This is a genomic window from Burkholderia alba (assembly GCF_034721475.1).
Taxonomy (GTDB): domain Bacteria; phylum Pseudomonadota; class Gammaproteobacteria; order Burkholderiales; family Burkholderiaceae; genus Burkholderia; species Burkholderia alba.
Genome location: NZ_JAWJWL010000031.1, coordinates 23,271 through 44,808, shown reverse-complemented (window position 1 = coordinate 44,808; position 21,538 = coordinate 23,271). Strand labels below are relative to the sequence as shown.

2 protein-coding genes (1 of these 2 running past the window's edge) are annotated in these 21,538 nt (G+C 73.4%); both read left to right on the top strand.

What is annotated here, in order from left to right:
- Positions 1-39: 39 nt before the first annotated feature.
- Entirely contained in the window at positions 40-9,324 is a 9,285-nt protein-coding gene (locus tag RZR99_RS27140; protein ID WP_323122870.1) for a non-ribosomal peptide synthetase, read from the top strand.
- Positions 9,325-9,326: 2 nt separating this feature from the next.
- A protein-coding gene (locus tag RZR99_RS27135; RefSeq protein ID WP_323122869.1) for an SDR family NAD(P)-dependent oxidoreductase crosses the window boundary here: on the top strand, positions 9,327-21,538 show its 5' portion. It continues 6,709 nt past the right edge of the window; the window shows 12,212 of its 18,921 coding nt (coding positions 1-12,212); the start codon lies at positions 9,327-9,329; its stop codon lies beyond the right edge, outside the window.

Below are 21,538 nucleotides of genomic sequence, written 5' to 3'. Positions count from 1 at the left end.
GGCGGGTTTCGAATCTCGCTTTCTTACGGACCTGTCCCGATGTCTGCTATTCCCGAACTGAAATCGATCGTCGCCGTGATCCGCGATCTGTTGGCCCAGGCGCTCGGCGTCGCGGCCGCGGAGATCGACGCGCGCAGGACCTTCTTCGAGCTGGGCCTCACCTCGCGCATCGGCGTGGTGTGGATCGGCCGCGTCAATGAAGCGTTCGGGCTCGCGATGCCGGCCGTACGCGCCTACAACCATCCGACGCTCGAGAAGCTCGCGGCGCGCATCCGCCAGGAGCTGGAGACGCAGGGCTCGGCGGGCGGGCAGGCGAGCCGCGCGCCGGCCCGTTTCGGGTGGCGCAAGACGCCCACGGGAGCCGTCGACGGGGCTGCCGCCGGCGCGAGCGGTGCCCCGGCGGCTGCGCCGAAGCCGCCGGGGCCGGAGCCGGAGCCGGCAGAGCCGACTATCGCGCGGCCCGAAATCGGCGCCGTGCGGGCGCCGGGCGAGGCGGGCATCGCGGCAGGTTCGCCGCGCGGGCAGGAGGCCGGCGCGGCGGTGCCGGCGCCGGGCGCAGCCGCGGCCGCGCCGCGTCGACGCCCGATCGCCTTCGCGAAGACGACGGGCGCCCCGGCGCCATCCGCTGCCGTGACCTCGGCCGCGTCGGCCATTCCGGCCGCGCCGATCGCGCCTCCCGCGGCCGGAGCCGGCGACGCGCTAGCCGCCCGGGCCGCCGCGCCCGCTGCCGCGTCCTCGGCCGCCGCCGCGCGCGCGGCCACCCCGATCGCGATCGTCGGCATGTCAGGCCGCTTTCCGGGCGCGCGCGACAAGACCGCGTTCTGGCAGGCGATCGCCGAGGGGCGCGATTGCGTGACGCGCGTGACGCGACCGTACTGGAACCTCGAGACGGTCTACAGCGAGACGCCCCAGCCCGATCGCAGCTATTCGAACTGGCTCGGCGCGCTCGACGACATCGACCGCTTCGATCCGCTGTTCTTCAGCATCTCGCCGGCCGACGCGAATCGCATGGATCCGCAGCAGCGCCTGTTCCTGCAGGAAGCCTGGAGCTGCCTGGAGGATGCGGGGATCCGCGCCGACACGCTGGCCGGCACGCGCTGCGGCGTGTTCGTGGGGCAGGGCAACTACGGACAGAGCCAGAACGGCCTTGACCTCAGCGCGGCCGGCTTCCTCGGCGGCAGCGCGTCGATCCTTGCCGCGCGCATCGCCTACCTGCTCGACCTGCGCGGCCCCTGCGTGAGCACCGATACCGCCTGCTCGGCCTCGCTGGTGGCGATCGCGCAGGCGTGCGACAGCCTGGCGCTCGGCGACAGCGACCTGGCGCTGGCCGGCGGCGTGTCGGTGCTGGCCGATCCCTCGATCCACATCATGGCCAGCCAGGCTGGCATGCTCTCGCCAGACGGTCGCTGCTTCAGCTTCGATCAGCGCGCAAACGGTTTCGTGCCGGGCGAGGGCGTGGGCGTGGTCGCGCTCAAGCGCCTCGACGACGCGCTGCGCGACGGCGACGTCATCCACGGCCGGATCGTCGGCTGGGGCATGAACCAGGACGGCAAGACCAACGGCATCACCGCGCCGAGCCAGACCGCGCAGAGCGAGTTGCAGCGCGACGTGTTCGAGCGCTTCGGTATCGATCCGCGCTCGATCGGGCTGATGGAGGCTCATGGCTCGGGCACCAAGCTGGGCGATCCGATCGAGGTCGAGGCGCTGGTCGATGCATTCCGCCCGCATACCGACGATGCCGCGTTCTGCGCGCTGGGCTCGGTCAAGAGCAACATGGGCCACCTGCTCGCGGCGGCCGGCATCGCCGGCTTCTTCAAGGCCGCGCTCGCGCTGGAGCATCGCACCCTGCCGCCCTCGATCCATTTCGAGCGGCTCAACGAACATATCTCGCTGGAGGGCACGCCGTTCTACGTCAACACCGCCGCGCGGCCGTGGCAGGCCGGGCCGGGCCAGGCGCGCCGCGCCGCGGTCAGCTCGTTCGGCTTCAGCGGCACCAATTCCTACGCGGTGCTCGAGGAGCACGAAGGCCACGAGCCTCATGCGCCGCATGCAGGCGCCGCGCCGGCCATGCCCGAACTGGTGGTGCTCTCGGCGAACGACGAGGAACGGTTGCGCGTCTACGCGCAGCGGCTGGCGGAGGCGCTGCGCGCCGCGCCGGCCACGCCGCGCCTGGCCGACATCGCCCATACGCTGCGCGTCGGCCGCGTGGTGCTCGAGGCGCGGCTCGCGATCCTGGCCGACACGGTCGAGGCGCTGGCCGCGAGTCTCGATGCCTATCTCGCGCGCCGCGACGACCCGGCCGTGATCGACCGGCAAGCGCTGGAGCACGCGGACCCGGCCCAGGCCGCGCACGACGAGGCCATGATGGCCGAGGGCTGGGCCGCCGAGCGCCGCGCCGCGATGGGGCGCGCCTGGGTGCGGCGCGGCTTCGACTGGCGCGAGCTGCCGCCCTCGGGTGTGCCGGGCGCGCGCCGCATCGTGCTGCCGACCTATCCGTTTGCGGCGCGCCGCTGCGAGATGCCGGTCTTCACGCTGGCCGGCCGCAATGGCCTCGCGGCGGCGCAGACGGCTTCGGTCGCGCCCGCGATCGACGGCGGGTTCGCGATCGCCCCGCTGGTGCAGGCAAACCTCTCGACGCTGGACGGAATCGAGTTCGGCTCGCGTTTCGACGGTAGTGAATTCTTCCTCGGCGATCATCAGGTGGCGGGCCGCAAGACGCTGCCCGGCGTGGCCTATCTCGACATGGCCTGCGCCGCGGGCTGCGCCGCGACCGGGCGGCGCGTCTCGGGGCTGCGCCACGTGGTCTGGATGCGGCCGTTCCAGGTCGACGCGGCCCCCGCCATGCTGGTGCTGCGCGTGCGCGGCAAGGGCGAACGGATCGGCTTCGAGATCGTCGNCTGCGCCGCGACCGGGCGGCGCGTCTCGGGGCTGCGCCACGTGGTCTGGATGCGGCCGTTCCAGGTCGACGCGGCCCCCGCCATGCTGGTGCTGCGCGTGCGCGGCAAGGGCGAACGGATCGGCTTCGAGATCGTCGAGCGCACGCCGGGCGGCGATCTGCCCTGCGCGCAGGGCGAGTATGTGTTCGGCGCGCGCGCCGCGGCACCGCGCGCCGAGCTGGTCGGCGAGCTCGCCGATGCGCTGCCGCTCGATACCCACGAGGCGATCTACGCGCGCTTCGCCGCGCAAGGTTTCGGTTACGGCCCGAGCTTCCGCGGCATCCACACGCTCTCGCGCAGCGGCCCGGCCCTGATCGCACGGATCGCCATGCCTGAGGCGCGTTCGGGGGCGCCGATGCGCGCGGCCGTGCATGCCGACCGCTACACGCTGCTCGATGGCTTCGTGCTGCACCCGGGCCTGCTCGACAGCGCGTTCCAGCCCTGTCACCGCGCGGTCGAGGCCTACGACCCGACGCGCACCTACATCCCTTACGCGCTGGCCGGCATCACCATCCACGACGCGCTACCCGAGCGCTTCCACAGCATCGCGACGCCGAAGCAGATCGATGATGCGCAGGCCCTGTTCTCGATCAACATCGTCGACGACAGCGGCGCGCTGCGAGTGCGGATCGACGAGCTGACGCTGCGTCCGCTGCCGCGCGTGCCGACCGAGCCGCGCCCGGCGGCGCGCCACGATACGCGGGAGGCTGTGTGCCTGTTCGGGATGGACTGGGCCGAGGCCGGACCCGCCACCGAAACCCGCGCCGAGATTCCGTCCGGCATCCGGCTGGTGTTCGTGCCCGCCGGCTTCGACAGCGCCGCGCTGGCCCGCGCCGACGACATCGTCGTGTATCCGGGGCCAGGCTTCCGGCGCATCGGCGCGCATCGCTACGAGATCGATCCGGCCTCGGCCGACGACCATGCGCGGCTGTGGCGCGACATCGAGCGGCCGGCCGTGGTGGTGCACGCCTTCGCGCTCGATCCGCACGAGGGGCACGAGGGGTGGGAAGCCGGCGCGGAGCCCGCGCGGGCCATGCGCGAGCGGCTCGCCCGCCAACTGCTGTCGCCGACTTATGTCGCGCAGCAATTGGGCGCCGGCGCCGGCGCCCTGCTGATCCTGCATCGCGACCGGGGCGACGCGACCGAGCCGGCCTCGATGGCGGCCGGCGGCCTGCTGCGCAGCCTGCTGGCCGAGCAGCCGTGGCGGCTGGCACGCTCGATCGGCATCGAGGCGCCGGCGCGCGACGTCGACGTCGGCGCGGTGGTGCGCCGGGAGCTCGCGATCGCGCACCGCGCCGACGAAGCGGTCGAGATCCGCTATCGCGGCGGGCAGCGCCTGGTCGCGCGCGCGCGCCGGCTCGACGCAGCGCCTCGCGATGCCGACGGCGTGCTGCGCCGGCACGGCGTTTATCTGATTTCGGGCGGCGCCGGCGGCCTCGGCCTGATGCTGGCCGAGGCGCTGGTGCAGCGCCATGCCGCGCGCGTCGTGCTGGCCGGCCGCACGGCCTTCGAGGCGCTGGCCGAACCGGTCCGCGCGCGGATTCTCGCGCTGGGCGATGCGCAGGCGCGCTACCTGGCGGCCGATGTCACCGACGCGGGCGACGCCGCGGCGCTGGTGGTCCATGCGCACGCGTGCTTCGGTCCGCTGCACGGCGTGTTCCACTGCGCCGGGGCGATGGCCAATGCGGCCCTGGTAAACAAGACGCGCGAGACGATTGCGCGCATCGTCGAGCCCAAGGTGCTCGGCGCGCTGCAGCTCGACCATGCCACCCGCGATGAGCCGCTCGAATTGTTCGTGGTCTATTCGTCGGTCGCGGCGGTGATGCGCTTCACCGGGCAGACCGATTACGCCTATGCGAATCGTTTTCTCGACGGCTTCGCCGCGCGGCGCCAAGCGCAGGTGCGCGACGGGCGGCGGCACGGCCGGACCCTGTCGCTGGGCTGGTCGCTGTGGCGCGACGGCGGCATGAGCCTCGACGACTCGGTGGTGCGGCTGATCGAGCACGCGCATGGACTGGTGCCGCTCGATACGGCGAGCGGACTGGAGGCGCTGGAGGTTGCGTTCGCGGCGGCCGGCCCGGCCGGCCTGTCCCATGTGGTGGTGGCGCGCGGCGCGGCCGCCGCGATCGAGGCGAGTTGGCCCGAGGCCGGCGGCCACGGCCAGGCGCCGGCGCGTGCCGACCGGGGCGGGGCGCTGCCGGCTCGCCGCGCGAACGACGCAACGGCCGCCTGCGTGCGCGAGGAACTGGCGGCGGTGCTGCAGATCGACGCCGGCGATCTTGATCCGGATCGCAACCTGATGCGCTACGGGCTCGATTCGATCAATTCGATGACCCTGATCAACCGCATCAACGAGCGCCTGGGCATCGACGTGCAGCCGACCGAATTGCTGCGACACCCGAGCCTGCGTGAATTCGTGGCGCACCTGGAAGCCGGCCCGATGGCCGGGCGCAGCCTGCCCGGGGAGGCCGCGGCGAGCGAGCCGATCGCCGTCGATGCCGGCGGCATCGTCGGCCCGGCCCGTGTCGACCTGGCCGCCTGCGTGCTCGAGGAACTGGCCGGCCTGCTGCAGCTCGACGCCGGCGATCTCGAGCCGGACCGCAACCTGATGCGTTACGGGCTCGACTCGATCAACTCGATGGTCTTGATCAACCGCCTCAACGATCGCCTGGGCATCGACGCGCAGCCGACCGAGCTGCTGCGTCATCCAACGCTGCGCGAGTTCGTGGCGCATCTGGAGGCCGAGCATCAGCCGGCCGCGGCGATGTCGCCGGCCGTCGCCGCGGCGCCCGCGGAGGTGCCTGCCGCCGAGCGCATCCCGGCCGTCGCGCCGCCAGCGGCGAGCGTCGTCGCGCCGCGCATCGAACCGGTCTACCCGGATCCCTACCTGTCGCCGCGCCGGCCGCTCGCGACGCCGGCCGCGCCGATTGCCGCGCCGCTCGCTCCGGCGGCCGCGTACGAGAGCTGGCCGATGAGTTATGGCCAGCGCGCGATGTGGTTCCTGCATCAGCTCAACGGGGGCAGCGCGGCCTATCACATCGCGCTGTGCTTCCGCCTGCGCTCGCCGCTCGACCCGGCCGTGCTCGAACGCGCCTATGCCGCGCTGCTGCAGCGCCACTTGGCCCTGCGCGCGCGTTTTCACGAAGGCGAGGCCGGCGTCGAGCAGCGTGTCGATGCGGCGGTCGAGCCGGACTTCGCGCTGGTCGACAGCCGCGGCCAATCCGTCGAGGCGGTGCTGGCGGCGATGCGCGAGAGCTACCGCGCGCCCTTCGATCTCGAGCGCGATGCCTTGAGCCGGCTGCGCGTGCACCGTCGCGCCGAGGACGACAGCTTCGTGCTGTGGACCGTCCATCACCTGGTGTCCGACGCCTGGAGCCAATGGATCCTGCTCGACGAGCTGCTGGCCGCCTATGCCGCCGGCCAGCGCGGCCAGGCGCTCGCGCTGGCCGCGCTGGCGCGCCGCTTCGCCGATTTCGCCGCCGATGAGGCGCGCTATCTCGAATCCGAGTCGGCACGCGGCGACCTGGCGTTCTGGCAGGCGCGGCTGGCGGGCGAGATTCCGCTGCTGGCGCTGCCCACCGACCGGCCGCGCCCGCCCGCGCAGACCTTCAACGGCGCCTCGCTGCCGGTCGTCTGCGATGCGCGCACCAGCGAGGCGCTGCGCGCCTGCGCCCGCGAGCATGGCGCCACGCCGTTCACGGTGCTGCTGGCCGCGTACCAGTGCCTGCTGTCGCGGCTCTCTGGCCAGTCGCGCGTGTGGGTCGGCGCGCCCGTGTCGGGCCGCGGCGATCGGCGCGATGCCGATCTGGTCGGCGCCTTCATCAATTCGGTGGTGCTGTGCGCCGAGCTGGACGGCGATCTCGCCTTCGGCGCATTCGTCGAGCGGCAGCAGCGCGTGGTGGTGGAAGCGCTGGCGCACCAGCGCATGCCCTTCGCGCGGCTCGTCGAAGTGCTGAAGCCCAGCCGCGAGGACGGCCGCGCTCCGCTGTTCCAGGCCGAGTTCGTCTACCAGAAGGTGCACCGCACCGGCGAGCTGATTCGCGTGCTGTCGCCCGAGGCCGGCCTCGAGATCGAGCACGCGGGCCTGCACATCGAGTCGGTGCCGTTCCCGCAGCAGGAGGGGCAGACCGATATCTGCCTCGAAATGACCGAGATCGACGGCTGCTTCGTGGGCTCCCTGAAGTTCAACGCCGACCTGTTCGAGCCGGCGAGCATGGCGCGCCAGCGCGATGCCTTCGCGGCCCTGCTGGCCGCGGCGGTGACGCGGCCAGCCACGCGCGTCGCGGCGCTGCCGCTCGCGCCGGACGCGGCGCTCGCCGCCGCTGCATCCAGCGCATCCGCCGCGCCCGCCGCGTACCTGCAGGGCCCGCGTCGTTCGGCGGCCGCCTCGACCGTCAGCGAGCTGTTCGAGCGCCAGGCCGCGCGCACGCCCGAGGCCCTCGCGCTGAGCGTCGGCGCGCTGCGCTGGACCTATCGCGAGCTGAACGCCCGCGCCAACCGCATCGCGCATCAGCTGCTGGCCAGCGGCCTGCGGCCCGGCGCGCGCGTCGCGCTCTACATGGGCCGCTCGGCCGACATGTTGGCCACGCTGCTGGCGATCCTCAAGGCCGGCGGCGCCTATGTACCGATGGACCCGGCATTCCCCGTCGAGCGCCTGCTGCTGATGCTCGACGACGCCGAGCCCGCGTTGCTGCTGACCGACCGCGCCGCCACGCTGCCGGCCAGGCTTGCGGCGCGCGGCGCGCGGCTCGTCGACCTCGACGCGCAGGCCGGCGAGATCGAGCGCCGTGCGCCGACCGATCCGGATCTCTCGACCAGCCTCGACGCTGTCGCCTACGTGATCTACACCTCGGGCTCGACGGGCCGGCCCAAGGGTGTGCAGATCCCGCACGCGGCCCTGAGCAACTTCCTGCTGTCGATGCGCGACAAGCCAGGCATGCACGCCCAGGACCGCTTGCTGGCAGTCACTACCATCTCGTTCGACATCGCCGGCCTCGAGCTCTACCTGCCACTGATCACGGGCGCCTCGCTGGTGCTCGCCTCGCGTCACGAGGCAATGGACGCCCATGCGCTGCAGACGCTGCTGGCCGAGCATCGCATCACGGTCATGCAGGCCACGCCGACCACCTGGCAGATGCTGGTCGAGGCCGGCTGGCGAGGTGGCCCGGCGCTGAGCATCCTGTGTGGCGGCGAAGCGCTGCCGCGCGTGCTGGCGCGCCGGCTGCTGCAGGGCGGTGCCCGCGTGTGGAACCTCTACGGCCCGACCGAGACCACCATCTGGTCGTGCCTGGCAGCGGTGAGCGCGCACGGCGACCACGCGCTCGAGCCGATCGGCGAGCCGATCCGCAATACCAGCGTCCACGTGCTCGACGAGGCGCTCGAGGCGGTGGCGCCCGGCGCCATCGGCGAGCTCTGCATCGGCGGCGACGGCGTGGCGGCCGGCTACCTGAACAGGCCGGAGCTGAATGCCGAGAAGTTCGTCGAGACGCGCTGGGGACGGCTCTATCGCACCGGCGACCTGGCGCGGCTCGGCACCGACGGCCGGCTCGAATTCCACGGTCGCGCCGATCATCAGCTCAAGATCCGCGGCTTTCGCGTCGAGGCCGGCGAGATCGAGCATCGGCTGCGTTCCGATCCGCACGTGGCCGATTGCGTCGTGACCGTCTGGCAGCGCGAATCGGAGGACGGTGCGGACAGCGTGCTGACCGCCTACCTGCTGATGGCCGGCCGCGCGGTGCTGACCGACGCGATCCGCGCCGCGCTGCGCGAGCGCGTGGGCGAGGCGCTTCCGGCCTACATGGTGCCTTCGCTGTTCGTCGCGCTCGACGCGTTTCCGCTGACGCCGAACAACAAGATCGACCGCAAGGCGCTGCCGCGGCCCGATACGCTGGCCCAGCCGGGTGCCGATCCCGCCGCGCCGGCGCCGGCGGCCGCGGTGTCGTCCGCATCCACGCCCGAGCCCGCATCCGCACCGACACCGGTCGCGACGATCGATGTCGCCGCCATCACCGCGGCCTGGCGCGACGTGCTGCAGCGCGCCGAGCTCGGCGATGCCACGCACTTCTTCGACGCGGGCGGCACCTCGTTCGTCGCCTCGCGGTTGATGGCCGTGCTGCGCCGCGCCTGCGGGCTGGTGGTGCCGGTCAGCCTGCTGTTCGAGCATCCCACGCTCGGCGCGTTCAGCGCCCGGGTGCTGGCCCTGGCCCGCGAGCGCCAGGGCGCGGCGGCGCCGGCCCGGCCGGCCGCCGTCGAGGCACCCATCGCAGCCGCAACCGCGGCGCCCGCCGCGCCCCGGCCAGGCGCCGCGCTGCTCGACATACTCGAACGGGTCAGCCATGGCGGCCTCAGCGTCGACCATGCCACCCGCCTCATCGATGAGATTCAGTGACCATGTCCATTACCACCGTTGACATCCTGCGCCTCGTGCAGGACGGCAAGCTGAGCCCGCCGCAGGCGGCCGAACTGATGGCGCTGTCGGCCGGGCGGCAGGCCGCCGCCGACGCGCCCGAGACCACCGCCGCGCCGGCGGTCGACCCGGGCGCCACCCACGCGCCCTGCGACGTGGCGATCATCGGCATGGCCGGCCGCTTCCCCGGCGCCGACGATATCGAGACGTTCTGGAACAACCTCGCCGCGGGCCGCGACAGCGTCACGCCGATCCCGCCGAGCCGCTGGGATCTCGCTGGGTTCTACGACCCTGACCGCGGCGCGACCAATCGCAGCTACAGCAAGTGGGCGGGCTTGGTCGACGATATCGCCGGCTTCGACGCCGACTTCTTCAACATCAGCCCGCGCGAGGCGCTGCTGATGGACCCACAGCAGCGCCTGTTCCTGCAAGAGGCGTGGCGCGCCATCGAGCACGCCGGTTATGCGCCCGACAGCTGGGGCGAGCGTCGCTGCGGCGCTTTCGTCGGCTGCGTGACGGGCGATTACCAGACGCATCTGCGCGAGGCCGAGGTGCCGATCGACGCCTACAGCCTGACCGGCAACACCGGTTCGATCCTGGCCGCGCGGCTGTCCTACTTCCTGAACCTGAAGGGCCCCGCGGTGGCGGTGGACACCGCCTGCTCCTCCGCGCTGGTGGCCGTCCACTTGGCCTGCGAGAGCCTCGCCAGCGGCAGCAGCGACGTCGCGCTGGCGGGTGGCGTGATGCTGTTCAGCACGCCCGAGCTGTTCGTGCAGGCCTCGCGGCTGGGCATGCTCTCGCCCGACGGCGTCTGCAAGACTTTCGACAATGCCGCCAACGGCATCGTGCTGTCCGAGACGGTCGGCGCGGTGGTGCTCAAGCGCCTGGCCGACGCCGAACGCGACGGCGACACCATCCATGCCGTGATTCGCGGCTCCGGGCTCAATCAGGACGGCAAGACGCCCGGCATCACGGTGCCGAGCGCCTACGCGCAGGCCGCGCTGATCGAGCAGGTGCAGGCTCGCGCCGGGATCGACGCGCAGACCATCGGCTACATCGAGGCGCACGGCACCGGCACGCGCCTGGGCGATCCGATCGAGCTGGATGCGCTGGGCACGGTGTTCGGCCGGGCCGGCACCCCCAAGCAGTCCTGCGCGATCGGCTCGGTCAAGACCAATATCGGCCATGCGCAGATCGCGGCCGGCATCACGTCGCTGATCAAGGCGGTGCAATGCCTGCGCTACCGGCAGTTGCCGCCCTCGCTGCACCTGGAGGAGCCGAACCAGCTGATCGATTTCGCCAACAGCCCGTTCCGGCTGGTGACGGCGCTCGAGAGCTGGCCGGCGAATCCGGCGTTCCCGCGCCGCGCGGGCGTGACCTCGCTCGGCTTCAGCGGCACCAACGCGCACCTGCTGCTCGAGGAATACCCGCAGCCCGCGCCTCGCTCGGCGGCCGGGGCGGGGCCGGCCGAGCAGCTCGCGGTGTTGTCGGCGCGCACCCCCGAGCGGCTGCGCGCGCAGGCCCGGCGCCTGCTCGACTGGCGCGGCAGCCCCGAGTGCGCCGCCGCGCAGCCCGCGCTGCTCGACGTGGTCCACACCCTGCAGCTCGGACGCAGCGCGATGGCCGCGCGGCTGGCGATCGTCTGCCGCGACTATGCCGGCCTCGAGGCCGGGCTGCGCGCTTTCCTCGACGAGCGGGCCGATGCAACGGTGCTGAGCGGGATGGCGGCCGCCCCGGGCACGGCGCGGGGCGGCATCGCGGTGCCGCGGGTAGCGCGCGACGCGCCCGCCGCGTCGCTGGCCGAGGCCTGGGTGCGCGGCGCGCCGATCGACTGGCGCGGCCTCTACGACGGTCTCGCGCCGCGCCGCGTGCCGCTGCCCGGTTACGCGTTCGCCAGCGAACTCTACTGGCCGCAAGGGCCTGGCCGCGCCGCTGCCGCGCCGGCTTCGCGCGCCGCGGGCCTCGTGCCGCGGGCCGCGCCCGAGGGCTCGCCGCCGACCGGGCTGCATCCGCTGCTCTCGCTCGATCTCTCCATGCCCGGCAAGCCGCGCTTCGGCCACCGCTTCACGGGCGACGAGGTGTACCTGAAGGATCACATCGTGTCGGGCGCGCCAACGCTGCTTGGGGTTTCGCACCTGGAGATGGCGATCGCGGCCGAGGCCATCTCGCGCGCGGCACGCGGCGACGCGCAGGCCGGCGCGCCGGGCACGCTGGTGCAGGTGCACGGCGTGGCCTGGCTCAGGCCGCTGATCGTGACCGACCGGCCCAAGCCGATGCAGATCGAGCTCGAGGCCACCGCGCGCGGGCTCGTCTACCGCGTGGCCGGCCGCGACGAGGCCGCCGCCGAATCCTATTCGCAGGGCTGCATCCGCTTCGTGCCGGCGCCCGCGCAGGCGCCGCGTCTCGATCTGGAGGCCGTGAAGGCGCGCTGCTCGCGGGTCTGGGAGGCGGCCGAGTGCTATCGGATCTTCGATCGCAACGAGCTGATCTACGGGCCGGGCCTGCGCACGCTCGAGACCCTGCGCTGGAACCCGGCCGAATCGCTGGCGCGGCTGGTGCTGCCCGAGGCGCTGCGCGCCTGCCTGCCGGCCTACACGCTGCATCCCTCGCTGATGGACGGCGCCCTGCAGAGCCTGCTTGGGCTGCTGGGCGACCCCTCGGCCGACGGCCGTCTGTACATCCCGTACGCGCTCGGCGAGATCACCGTGCATGCGCCGCTGGGCGCCAGTTGCTATGCCCACGCGCGGGTGGCCGGCAATCACGCCTCGAGCGAGTTCGCCGAGCGACGCTTCGACATCGACATCGTGGCCGACGACGGCCGCGTACTGGCCGAGCTGCGCGACCTGTCCTACCGGCCCTATAGCCGCCGCAAGCCGGCCGCGCCGCATCGTTTCGCGCCGGCCTGGCGCGTGGCGGCGCTCGCGGCGGCCGGCGATGAGGCCAGCGAGGCCGTCGCCGGCACGCAGACGCTAGTGGTGGCCGCGCGTCGCCAGACGGCGCAGTTGCTGGCCGCCGGACTCGAGGGCGCGGCCCCGCAGCTGATCGGCGTGCTCGACGAGTCCGGCACGCGGGGCGAACCGGACTGGCGCGCGCTCGCGGCCCGGCTGGCCGTCGGGCTGCCGGCACGTCTGGTGCTGGCGGCCGATGCCTGGCCCACCGACGGCGCGGCCGTGCCGGCTTCGCTCTATGCCCTGCTGGCCGCGCTGCGTGAACGCGGCATCGAGCGCGGCCGGCTGCTGTTCCTGGCCTATCCGGCGGCCCCGATGGCGGGCGCCGCGCAGCGCGCGCTGGCCGGTTTCGCGCGCGTGCTGCGGCGCGAACAGCCCGGCTGGATCGCGAGCGTGCTGGTCACGCCGGCGCAGCCGCCCGAGCTCGCGTCGGCTGCGATCGCGCGCGAGCTGGCGCATCGGCCGGCAGCGGGAGAAGTGCTGGCCCGTCTGCGCGACGGCCGGCGCGAACTCGAGATCCTCGAAGCGCTCGCGCCGCCAACCGGCACCGCGTCGCGCGGCCTGTTCCGCGACGAGGGCGTCTACCTGATCACGGGCGGCGCCGGGGCGCTCGGCCTGCGCATCGCGGCCGAGCTGCAGCGCCGCTACCGTGCGCGGATCGTCGCCTGCGGACGCTCCGCACCCGAGGCGGTGGCGGCCGCGATCGAGGCCGCCGGCTTGGCCGCCCTGCCGGGCGCATTTCGCTACGTGCAGGCCGATCTGGCCGAGCAGGCCGACGTGGAGCGGCTCTGCGCGTTCACGCGCGCGAGCTTCGGGCCGATCCACGGCGTGCTGCATGCCGCCGGCGCGATCCGTGACAGCCTGATCGCGAAGCAGGACCCGGCCGCGCTCGGCGCGGTGATCGATCCGAAGGTGCGCGGCGCGGGCTGGCTCGATGCAGCCACGCGCGAGGATCCGCTCGATCTGATGGTGTTGTTCGCCTCGATCTCCTCGCTGGCCGGCACGGTGGGCCAGGGCGCCTATGCCTACGCGAACGCCTGGCTCGATCAGTTCGCCGCCTGGCGCGACACGCTGGTCGCGAGCGGACAGCGGCGCGGCCGCACCATTGCGATCGACTGGCCGTATTGGCGCGACGGCGGCATGCGCATCGGCGAGGCTGGCGAGACGCTGATGCGCAAGGCGATGGGCGTCGAGCCGCTGACGCTGGAGCAGGGTATGGCGGTGCTGTTCGGCCTGTCGGCCGAGGATCCCGCGAGCTTCTGCGTGGCGGCCGGCGATGCGGCGAAGATCGCGAAGACGATCTACGCCGTGCCCCCGGTGCCCGTGCATGCGGCTGCCGGGGTGGCGCCCGCCGCTCGTGCGTCGGCGCCGCTGCCGGCCCCGAGCGCGGCGCCGGCCGATGCCGCGCTCGCCGCGCTGGCCGAGTCGATCGTGCGCCGCGCGCCCGGCACGGTGCGCGCCGAGGTGCCGCTGGCCGATTACGGTTTCGACTCGATCACCTTCGTCGAGCTGGCCAATCGCATCAACCAGGCATACGAACTCGACGTGACGCCGGCGCTGTTCTTCGAGCACCGCAGCATCGCGGCGATCGCGGCGCATCTGCGCGAGGCTCACGGCCTCGACGACGTGCGCGCGATGCCGCCCGAAGCGGCGCGGCGGCCGCGCGCGGCGCTCGAGACGGTCCTGCGCGAACTGGCTGCCGGCGTGCTGGCGCGCGACGCTGCGAGATTCGCCGCCGCCGTGCCGCTGGCCGACTACGGCTTCGACTCGATCACCTATGTCGAGCTGGCCAACGCCCTCAATACGCGCTTCGATCTCGACGTCACGCCGACGCTGTTCTTCGAGCATCGGACGCTCGACGCGCTGGCCGGCTGGCTGGCCGACACGCACGGTGCCGCCGTGAGCGCGGCGTTGGCCGCGCAGGCCGGCACCGTGTCGATGGCCGATGCCTCGCGCGCGGCGGGCAGTGCCAGCGAGCAGGCCGCATCGACGTCGGCACCGGTACCCGCGGCGGGCCACGCACCGCCGGCCGACACCGATCCGATCGCGATCGTCGGCATGGCCGGCGTGCTGCCCGGCTCGGTCGACCTCGAGCAGTTCTGGGCCCATCTCGAGGCGGGCCACGACCTGATCAGCGAGGTCCCGGCCGACCGCTGGCGCTGGCAGGACCTCTATGGCGAGCCCGCCGAAGGCAGGACGCGGGCGAAGTGGGGCGGCTTCATGGCGGAGATCGACAAGTTCGACAGCCTCTACTTCAACATCTCGCCGCACGAGGCGAAGCTGATGGACCCGGCCCAGCGGATCGCGCTCGAGGTGGTCTGCCATGCGATCGCGCACGCGGGTTACGCCCATGCCGAGCTGGCCGGTTCGCGCACGGCGGTCTACCTGGGCGTGGGCGCGCCCGACTACCTGAACCTGCTGGTCGAGTCGGGGCAGAAGGTCGGCGCCTACTCGTCGACGGGGCTCGCGCATTCGGTACTGGTCAACCGCATCTCCTACCTGCTCGACCTGCGCGGGCCGAGCCAGCCGATCGACACCGCCTGCTCGAGTTCGCTGGTCGCGCTGCACCGCGCGGTCGCGGCGATCCGCCATCACGGCTGCGAGATGGCGATCGCCGGCGGCGTGAACGTGATCGCGAGCCCGTTCCTGACGCTGTCGTTCAGCGACGCGGGCATGCTCAGCGAGGACGGCCGCTGCAAGACCTTCAGCCGCGCCGCGAACGGTTATGTGCGCGGCGAGGGGGCCGGCGCGGTGGTGCTCAAGCGCCTGTCGCGCGCGCTGGCGGACGGCGACACGATCCATGCCGTGATCCGAGCCACCGCCGAGAATCACAGCGGCCGCACCTCGTCGCTGACCGCGCCGAATCCGGTCGCGCAGGCCGAGCTGCTGGTCCAGGCCTATAGCGAGGCCTGCATCGATCCCTCGACCGTCACCTACCTGGAGACGCACGGCACCGGCACGCCGCTCGGCGATCCGATCGAGGTCAACGGCATCAAGAGCGCCTTCGCCGAACTCGCCAGGCGCCATCCCGACGAGGCCCATGCGCATCGCTGCGGGATCGGCTCGGTGAAGACCAATCTCGGCCACCTGGAGGCGGCCGCGGGCATGGCGGGCCTGTTCAAGATCCTGCTGGCGATGCGCCATCGGATGCTGCCGCCCAACCTTCATTTCGACCAGGTCAATCCGTATCTACGGCTCGACGGCAGCCCGTTCTTCGTGGTCGATCGCCTGCAGCCCTGGGAGGCGCTGCGGGATCGGCAGGGGCGCCCGGTGCCGCGTCGTGCCGGGATCAGCAGCCTGAGCTTCTCGGGCGTGAACGCGCACGCGGTGCTGGAGGAGTATCTCGACGAGCGGCCCGCCACCGCGCCGCGCGGCGACGAACTGATCGTGCTGTCGGCCCGCAACCGCGAGCGGCTGCACGAGACGATGCGACGCCTGGCTTCGCATCTCGATGCCAATCCGGCACTCGCGCTGGCCGACATCGCCCATACCTTGCGGCTCGGCCGCGATGCGCTGGCCGATCGCGTGGCGATCGTGACGGACAGCGTCGCGGCGCTGGCGAACTGCCTGCGCGATGCGCTGGCCGGGCGGCCCGCCTCGGCGGGGCGCGTCTGGTTCAGCCGCGATGCGCTGGCGGACGATCAGGCAGGGCCGGCAGCGGCGGCGGGCGACGCGGAGCATGCGGCGCGAATCGATGCCGCGCTGGCGGGCGGCGATCTGCCCACGCTGGCCGAGGGCTGGACCGGCCGCGCCGATCTCGCGATCGATTGGCGCGGGCTGCGGCAGCCGGCGTTCGCACGGCGTGTGCCCTTGCCCGGCTATCCGTTCGCGCGGGTGCGGCACTGGGCCTTCGATGCGCCGCCTTCGGGCGGCCCGGGGCCGGCGCTCCAAGACGCGGCAGGCTCGCCCCGGGCGGCGATCCGGCCTTCCGTGGCCGCGGCGGGCTCGCGCGCGGCTGACGCGTCGCTGGCGGCGCAAGCTGGGTCGCCCGATGCGCACGAATCATCCGCTTCGACCGCGCCCGCGATTGTGGCGGTGACCGAATCGTGGCGGCCCGCCGCGGCGCCGGCGCCGCTGGCAGGTGCCGCCTCGACGCCGCGCACCGTGCTGTGTTGCCTGTCGCACCCCGACTGGCAGGCGCAGCTGACGGCGCTGGCGGCCGAACGCATGCCCGGCGCGCGACTGGTCTTCGTCGCGCGAGAGGGCTTTGCGCCGGTCGGCGCGCAGGGCCATCGCGTGGCTGCCGACGCCGCCGCGCAGCTCGCGGCACTGGCACGCACGCTCGCCGCGACGCATGGCGCGATCGACGGCCTGCTTTATCTGTGGCCGCTGGAGGCGCCGGCATTGTCGAAGGCGCCCGAGCAATTCGCCGGGATGCTGCGCGCGCTGTGCGCCGACGGTCGTCATCCGGCGCGCGCGATGGCGGCGCTGGCCTGCCGCAGCGCCGCCGAGCGCACGGCGGCCGAGGCCTGGATCGGCTTCGAGCGTTCCTCGCGCGCCGTGCTGCCCGATACCGAGCTGTCGGCGCTGATCGTCGAGGCCGCCGAGCACGACGATGCACGCTCGATGCGGCAGATGCTCGAGCCGGTGCTGACCGAATGGCTCGCGCCGAGCGCGGGCAGTGCCAGCTACGAGGGCGGCGAACGCCGCGTGCTGGTGCGCGAGCGCGTGGCGCTGCCGGCACTCGATCCGCGGGCGGCGCCGCCCTCGGCGCGTGCGCGAGTGTGGTTCATCACGGGCGGCGCGGGCCATCTCGGCCTGCTGTTCGCCGCCCATCTCGCGCGCACCCACGGCGCGGCCGTGCGGATCGCCCTGACGGGCCGCTCGCCGGCCGACGCCGCGCTCGAGGCGCGGCTCGACGAGCTGCGCGCGCATGGCGCGCAACTGCGCTATTTCCCCGCCGACGTGACCGATCACTCGGCCATGGCGACGGCCCTGCAGGCCGCGCGCGATACCTTCGGCCCGCTCGAGGCGGTGATCCACGCGGCCGGCGTGGAGGAGGGCGCCTCCCTGCTCGAGGCCGATGCCGCCGAGTTCCGTCGGGTGATCGCGGCCAAGCAGGCCGGCGCCGACATCCTCGACGTGCTGTGCGCCGACGATCCGCTCGTCTACCTCTGTCATTTCGGCTCGATCGCGGCGCTGATCGGCGATCTCGGTGCCGCCAGCTACAGCGTCGCGAACCGCTTCCTGATGGCGCATGCCGCGCATCGCAACCAGCGCGCGGCGCGCCGCGAGCGACGCGGGCGCAGCCTCTGCCTGGGCTGGCCGTTGTGGCGCGACGGCGGCATGGGGCCGGTGCGCGCCTCGGCCGGTTCCGCTTCCGCCGAGGCCCTGGCGCGCTATCTGGCCTCCCGAGGCATGGCGTTGCTCGAGGCAGATGCCGGCCTGGCGCTGTTCGAGGCGGCGCTGGGCGCCGACATTGAGCAGCTCGCCTTCTTGGCGGGCGACGCGGCGCGCATCGAACGGCTGCTCGCGCTCGCGCCGGCGGCGGCCGATTCGGCGTCGCCGGCCGGCCCTCGCGCCGCGCAGGCGCTGCACGGCGGTCCTGACACGGCCAGCGTGCGCATCGATTCACCCCCTTACGTTTCCGATCCGATGGATTCCGTCTCCGCTCCCGACCCACGCGCCTTGGCGCGCGCCGTGCTCGCCGAATTGAAGACCCTGGCCAGCGCGCTGTCGCAGATTCCGGTCGACGAACTGGGCGCGAACGCCGAGCTCAACGCCTACGGTTTTGACTCGATCGGGCTGGCGCGGCTCGCCAAGGCGATGCAGGCGCATTTCGGCCTGCCTGTCACGCCGGCCATGTTCTTCAGTCATCCGACGCTGGGCCGGATCGCCTCGCATCTGGCCGCCGCGCATGGCGACGCGCTGCTGGCGCGCCAGGCGGCCGGCGCCGACACGCACGAAGCCGTCGCGCCGGCCGCCGCCGATCCCGCTGCCTCAGCCGCCGTGCCGACGACTTCGACACGCCCGGACGCGGCCGCCGCCGCGCGCGACGATACCGTCGCGAGCGGGCCTCGAGCGCTCGAGCCGATCGCGATCATCGGCGCGAGCGGCCGGTTCCCGCAGGCCGATTCGATCGACGAGATGTGGCAATGGCTGCGCGAGGGCAGGGAAGCCGTCAGCGACACCGGGGCTCCGGCCGGCTATCGCTGCGGTTCGCTGCGCGGCGCCGGCGAGTTCGACCCGCTGTTCTTCGACATCTCGCCGCGCGCGGCCGAGGAAATGGACCCGCGTCAGCGTCTGTTGCTGGAGGAGGCCTGGCGCGCGCTGGAGGATGCCGCGATCGGCCCGCAGCAGCTCGCCGCGCGGCGCGCCGGCGTATTCGTGGGGCTGGAGGAGGGAGAGTACTTCCGGCTCGGCGGCGGCGGCGCGATCACCGCGCACCACGCGGCGATCACGGCCTCGCATCTGGCCTACCTGCTCGATTTCCACGGGCCGGTGATGACCCTGAACACCGCCTGCTCGTCGGGGCTGGTGGCCCTGCACCAGGCTTGCCAGAGCCTGCGGCTGGGCGAATGCGATCTCGCGCTGGTCGGCAGCGTGCATCTGATGCTGACCACCGAGTCCTACACGCGGCTCGGCGAGGCCGGCATGCTCTCACCGGAAGGCCGCTGCCTCACCTTCGACGAAGGCGCGAACGGCATGGTGCCCGGCGAGGCGGTGGCGGCGCTGGTGGTCAAGCGACTGGCGGCCGCGCTCGAGGACGGTGATCCGATCCTCGCGGTGGTGGCCGGCAGCGGCATCAACTACGACGGCAAGACCAACGGCATCACCGCCCCCAGCGGCGCCGCGCAGGTGCGCCTGCTGCGCGACACCTACGCGGCCAGCGGGCTGGCTCCGCGCCAGATCGACTACGTGGTCACGCATGGCACGGCCACCTCGCTCGGCGACGCGGTCGAGGTCAATGCGCTGGCCGAGGTGTTCGGCAAGTCGGACGACGGCCCGCATTGCGCGCTGAGCTCGACCAAGACCAATTTCGGCCACACGCTCGCGGTCTCGGGCCTGCTCAGCGCGCTGAGCCTGGTATCGGCGCTGCGCCACGGCACGATCCCGCCGAGCCTGCATTTCTCGACGCCGAACGCCTATATCGATTGGCGCGACAGCGCGCTGTTCGTGAACCGCGAGGCACGCGCCTGGCCGGCGCGTGCCGATCGTGCGCGCCATGGCGGCGTCAGCGCGTTCGGCATGAGCGGCACCAACGCGCATGCGGTGATCCGCGATCTGACGGCCGCCGAGCAGCGCGCACCGCAGCGCTTCGCGGCGGGGCACGCCAGCCTGCTGGTGCTGTCGGCGCGTTCGCTGGCCTCGCTGGCGGCCCGCGCGCGCCAGCTGCTCGAGGTGCTGGGGCGCGCCGACGCGCCCGAGTTGGCGGCGCTGGCCTACACCTTGTTCGAGGGGCGTCATCACTTCGAATACCGCTGCGCGATCGTCGCGACCGATCGCACCGAGGCGGCCGCGCTGCTCGCGCGGCTGCTGGCCGAGCGGCTCGAGCCGGCCAGCGAGCGTTCGCGCAGCAGCGATGCGCTGAGCGCCGAGGTGTTCGGCGAGCACGCCTTCATCGGCCGCCATGACGGCCGCGAACCGGCCCAGCCGGCCATCGAGGAAGCGGTCGAGCGCCTGGTGCGTCAGCTCGGCGACGACCTGGCCGGCGATCCGCCGCCGCCGGGCCAGCCGGCCGTGCTGCGCGCGCTCGCCGATTTCTACCGGCAGGGTTACCCGATCGCCTGGCGGCTGCGTTATCGCGGCAGCTTGCCCGACCGGCTCGCGCTGCCGACCTACCCGTTCGACCGGCAGCACTACTGGGTCAAGGCCGCGGCCGAGCCGGCGGCGGCCCCGCAGGCCGGGGCCATGCCGAGCCGCGTCGATCCCGCGCCGGCCGCGCCGCTTCATCCGCTGCTGCATGCGCGGCGCGCCGATACGGCCTCGCCGGTGTTCGTCTCGACCTTCACGGGCCGCGAGCGCGTGCTGGCCGACCATGTGATCCAGGGCCGGCCGATCCTGCCCGGGGTCGCCTATCTGGAGATGGCGCTGGCCGCGGCCTTGCGGGCCCTGCCGCCGTCGCGTCGCGCCTCCCTGCGCGGCGCCTCGCTCGGCAAGATCGGCTGGACCACGCCGTTCGCGGCCGATGCGCAAGTGGCGCGGGTGCTGGAGACCCGGCTCGAGATGCTCGAGCCGGCCTCGGCCGGAGCCTTCGCCTTCACCATCGCGAGCAGGCCGGCCGGCGACGCGGCGGCGGCCGACACCGTGCATTGTCAGGGTGTCGTGACGCTGGCCGCGCCGCTGCCGGCTGCCGCGCCGCTCGAGCTCGAGGCGGTGCGCGCGCGCTGTGCGCGCCGGCTCGACGCGGCGGCCTGCTACGCCGCCTTCGCGGCGGCGGGTCTCGCTTATGGCGAAGGCTGCCGCGCGCTCGACACCGTGTGGGCCGGCGATGACGAATGCCTGGCGTTGCTGTGCCTGCCGGCCGTGCTGTCCGAGGACACGCTCGAACGCGGCGACGCGGCGGCGCTCGACGGCACGCCTGCCCATGTGCTGCACCCGGCGCTCGTCGACGGCGCGCTGCAGGCCGTGGCGGGCTGGTTCCTGCGTGCGCCGGGCGACGTGCTGCCCTCACGCGTGCCGTTCGCGCTCGATCGCGTCGAGGTGTTCGGTCCGACCACCGCATGCATGTGGGCGCGCCTGAGCGTGTCGGGCGAGGGCGCCATGCGCAAGCTCGATGCGCAGCTGTACGACCAGGACGGCGGCTTGCGCGTGCGATTGACGGGGCTGTCGGCGCGCGAGATCGGGTCGCCCGATCCGGCCGGCACCGGTTCGCACGCCAAGCGCGGCGAGCCGATCCTGCTGGCCTGCGACTGGCGCGACACGCTCGCCGAGGCGGCCGGGACGTCGGCCACGGCCGCCCGCCGCGACGGCACGACGCCGCGCCGCGAGCTGCTGGTGCTGGCCGCGAACGGCGAGGTGGAAGTCTTGGCCGAGGCGGCTCGCGCCGTGCTGGGCGTGATGGCGCGGGTGCTGGCCATCGAACTGACCGGCCACGACGCGCTCGCGCAGGCGGACGCCTTCGGCCGGGCCGCGACGGCCTTGTTCGAGCGCGTGCGCGCGCTGCTGGCCGAAGGTGCCGGGCAAGCGGGCGTGCTGTTGCAGGTGGTTGCGCTCGGCTGGCCGGACGGCCCCGGCGTGCTGGCGCTCGATGCCATGCTGAAGACCGCGGCGTTGGAGAATCCGCGCTTCTCGGCCTGGATGCTGGC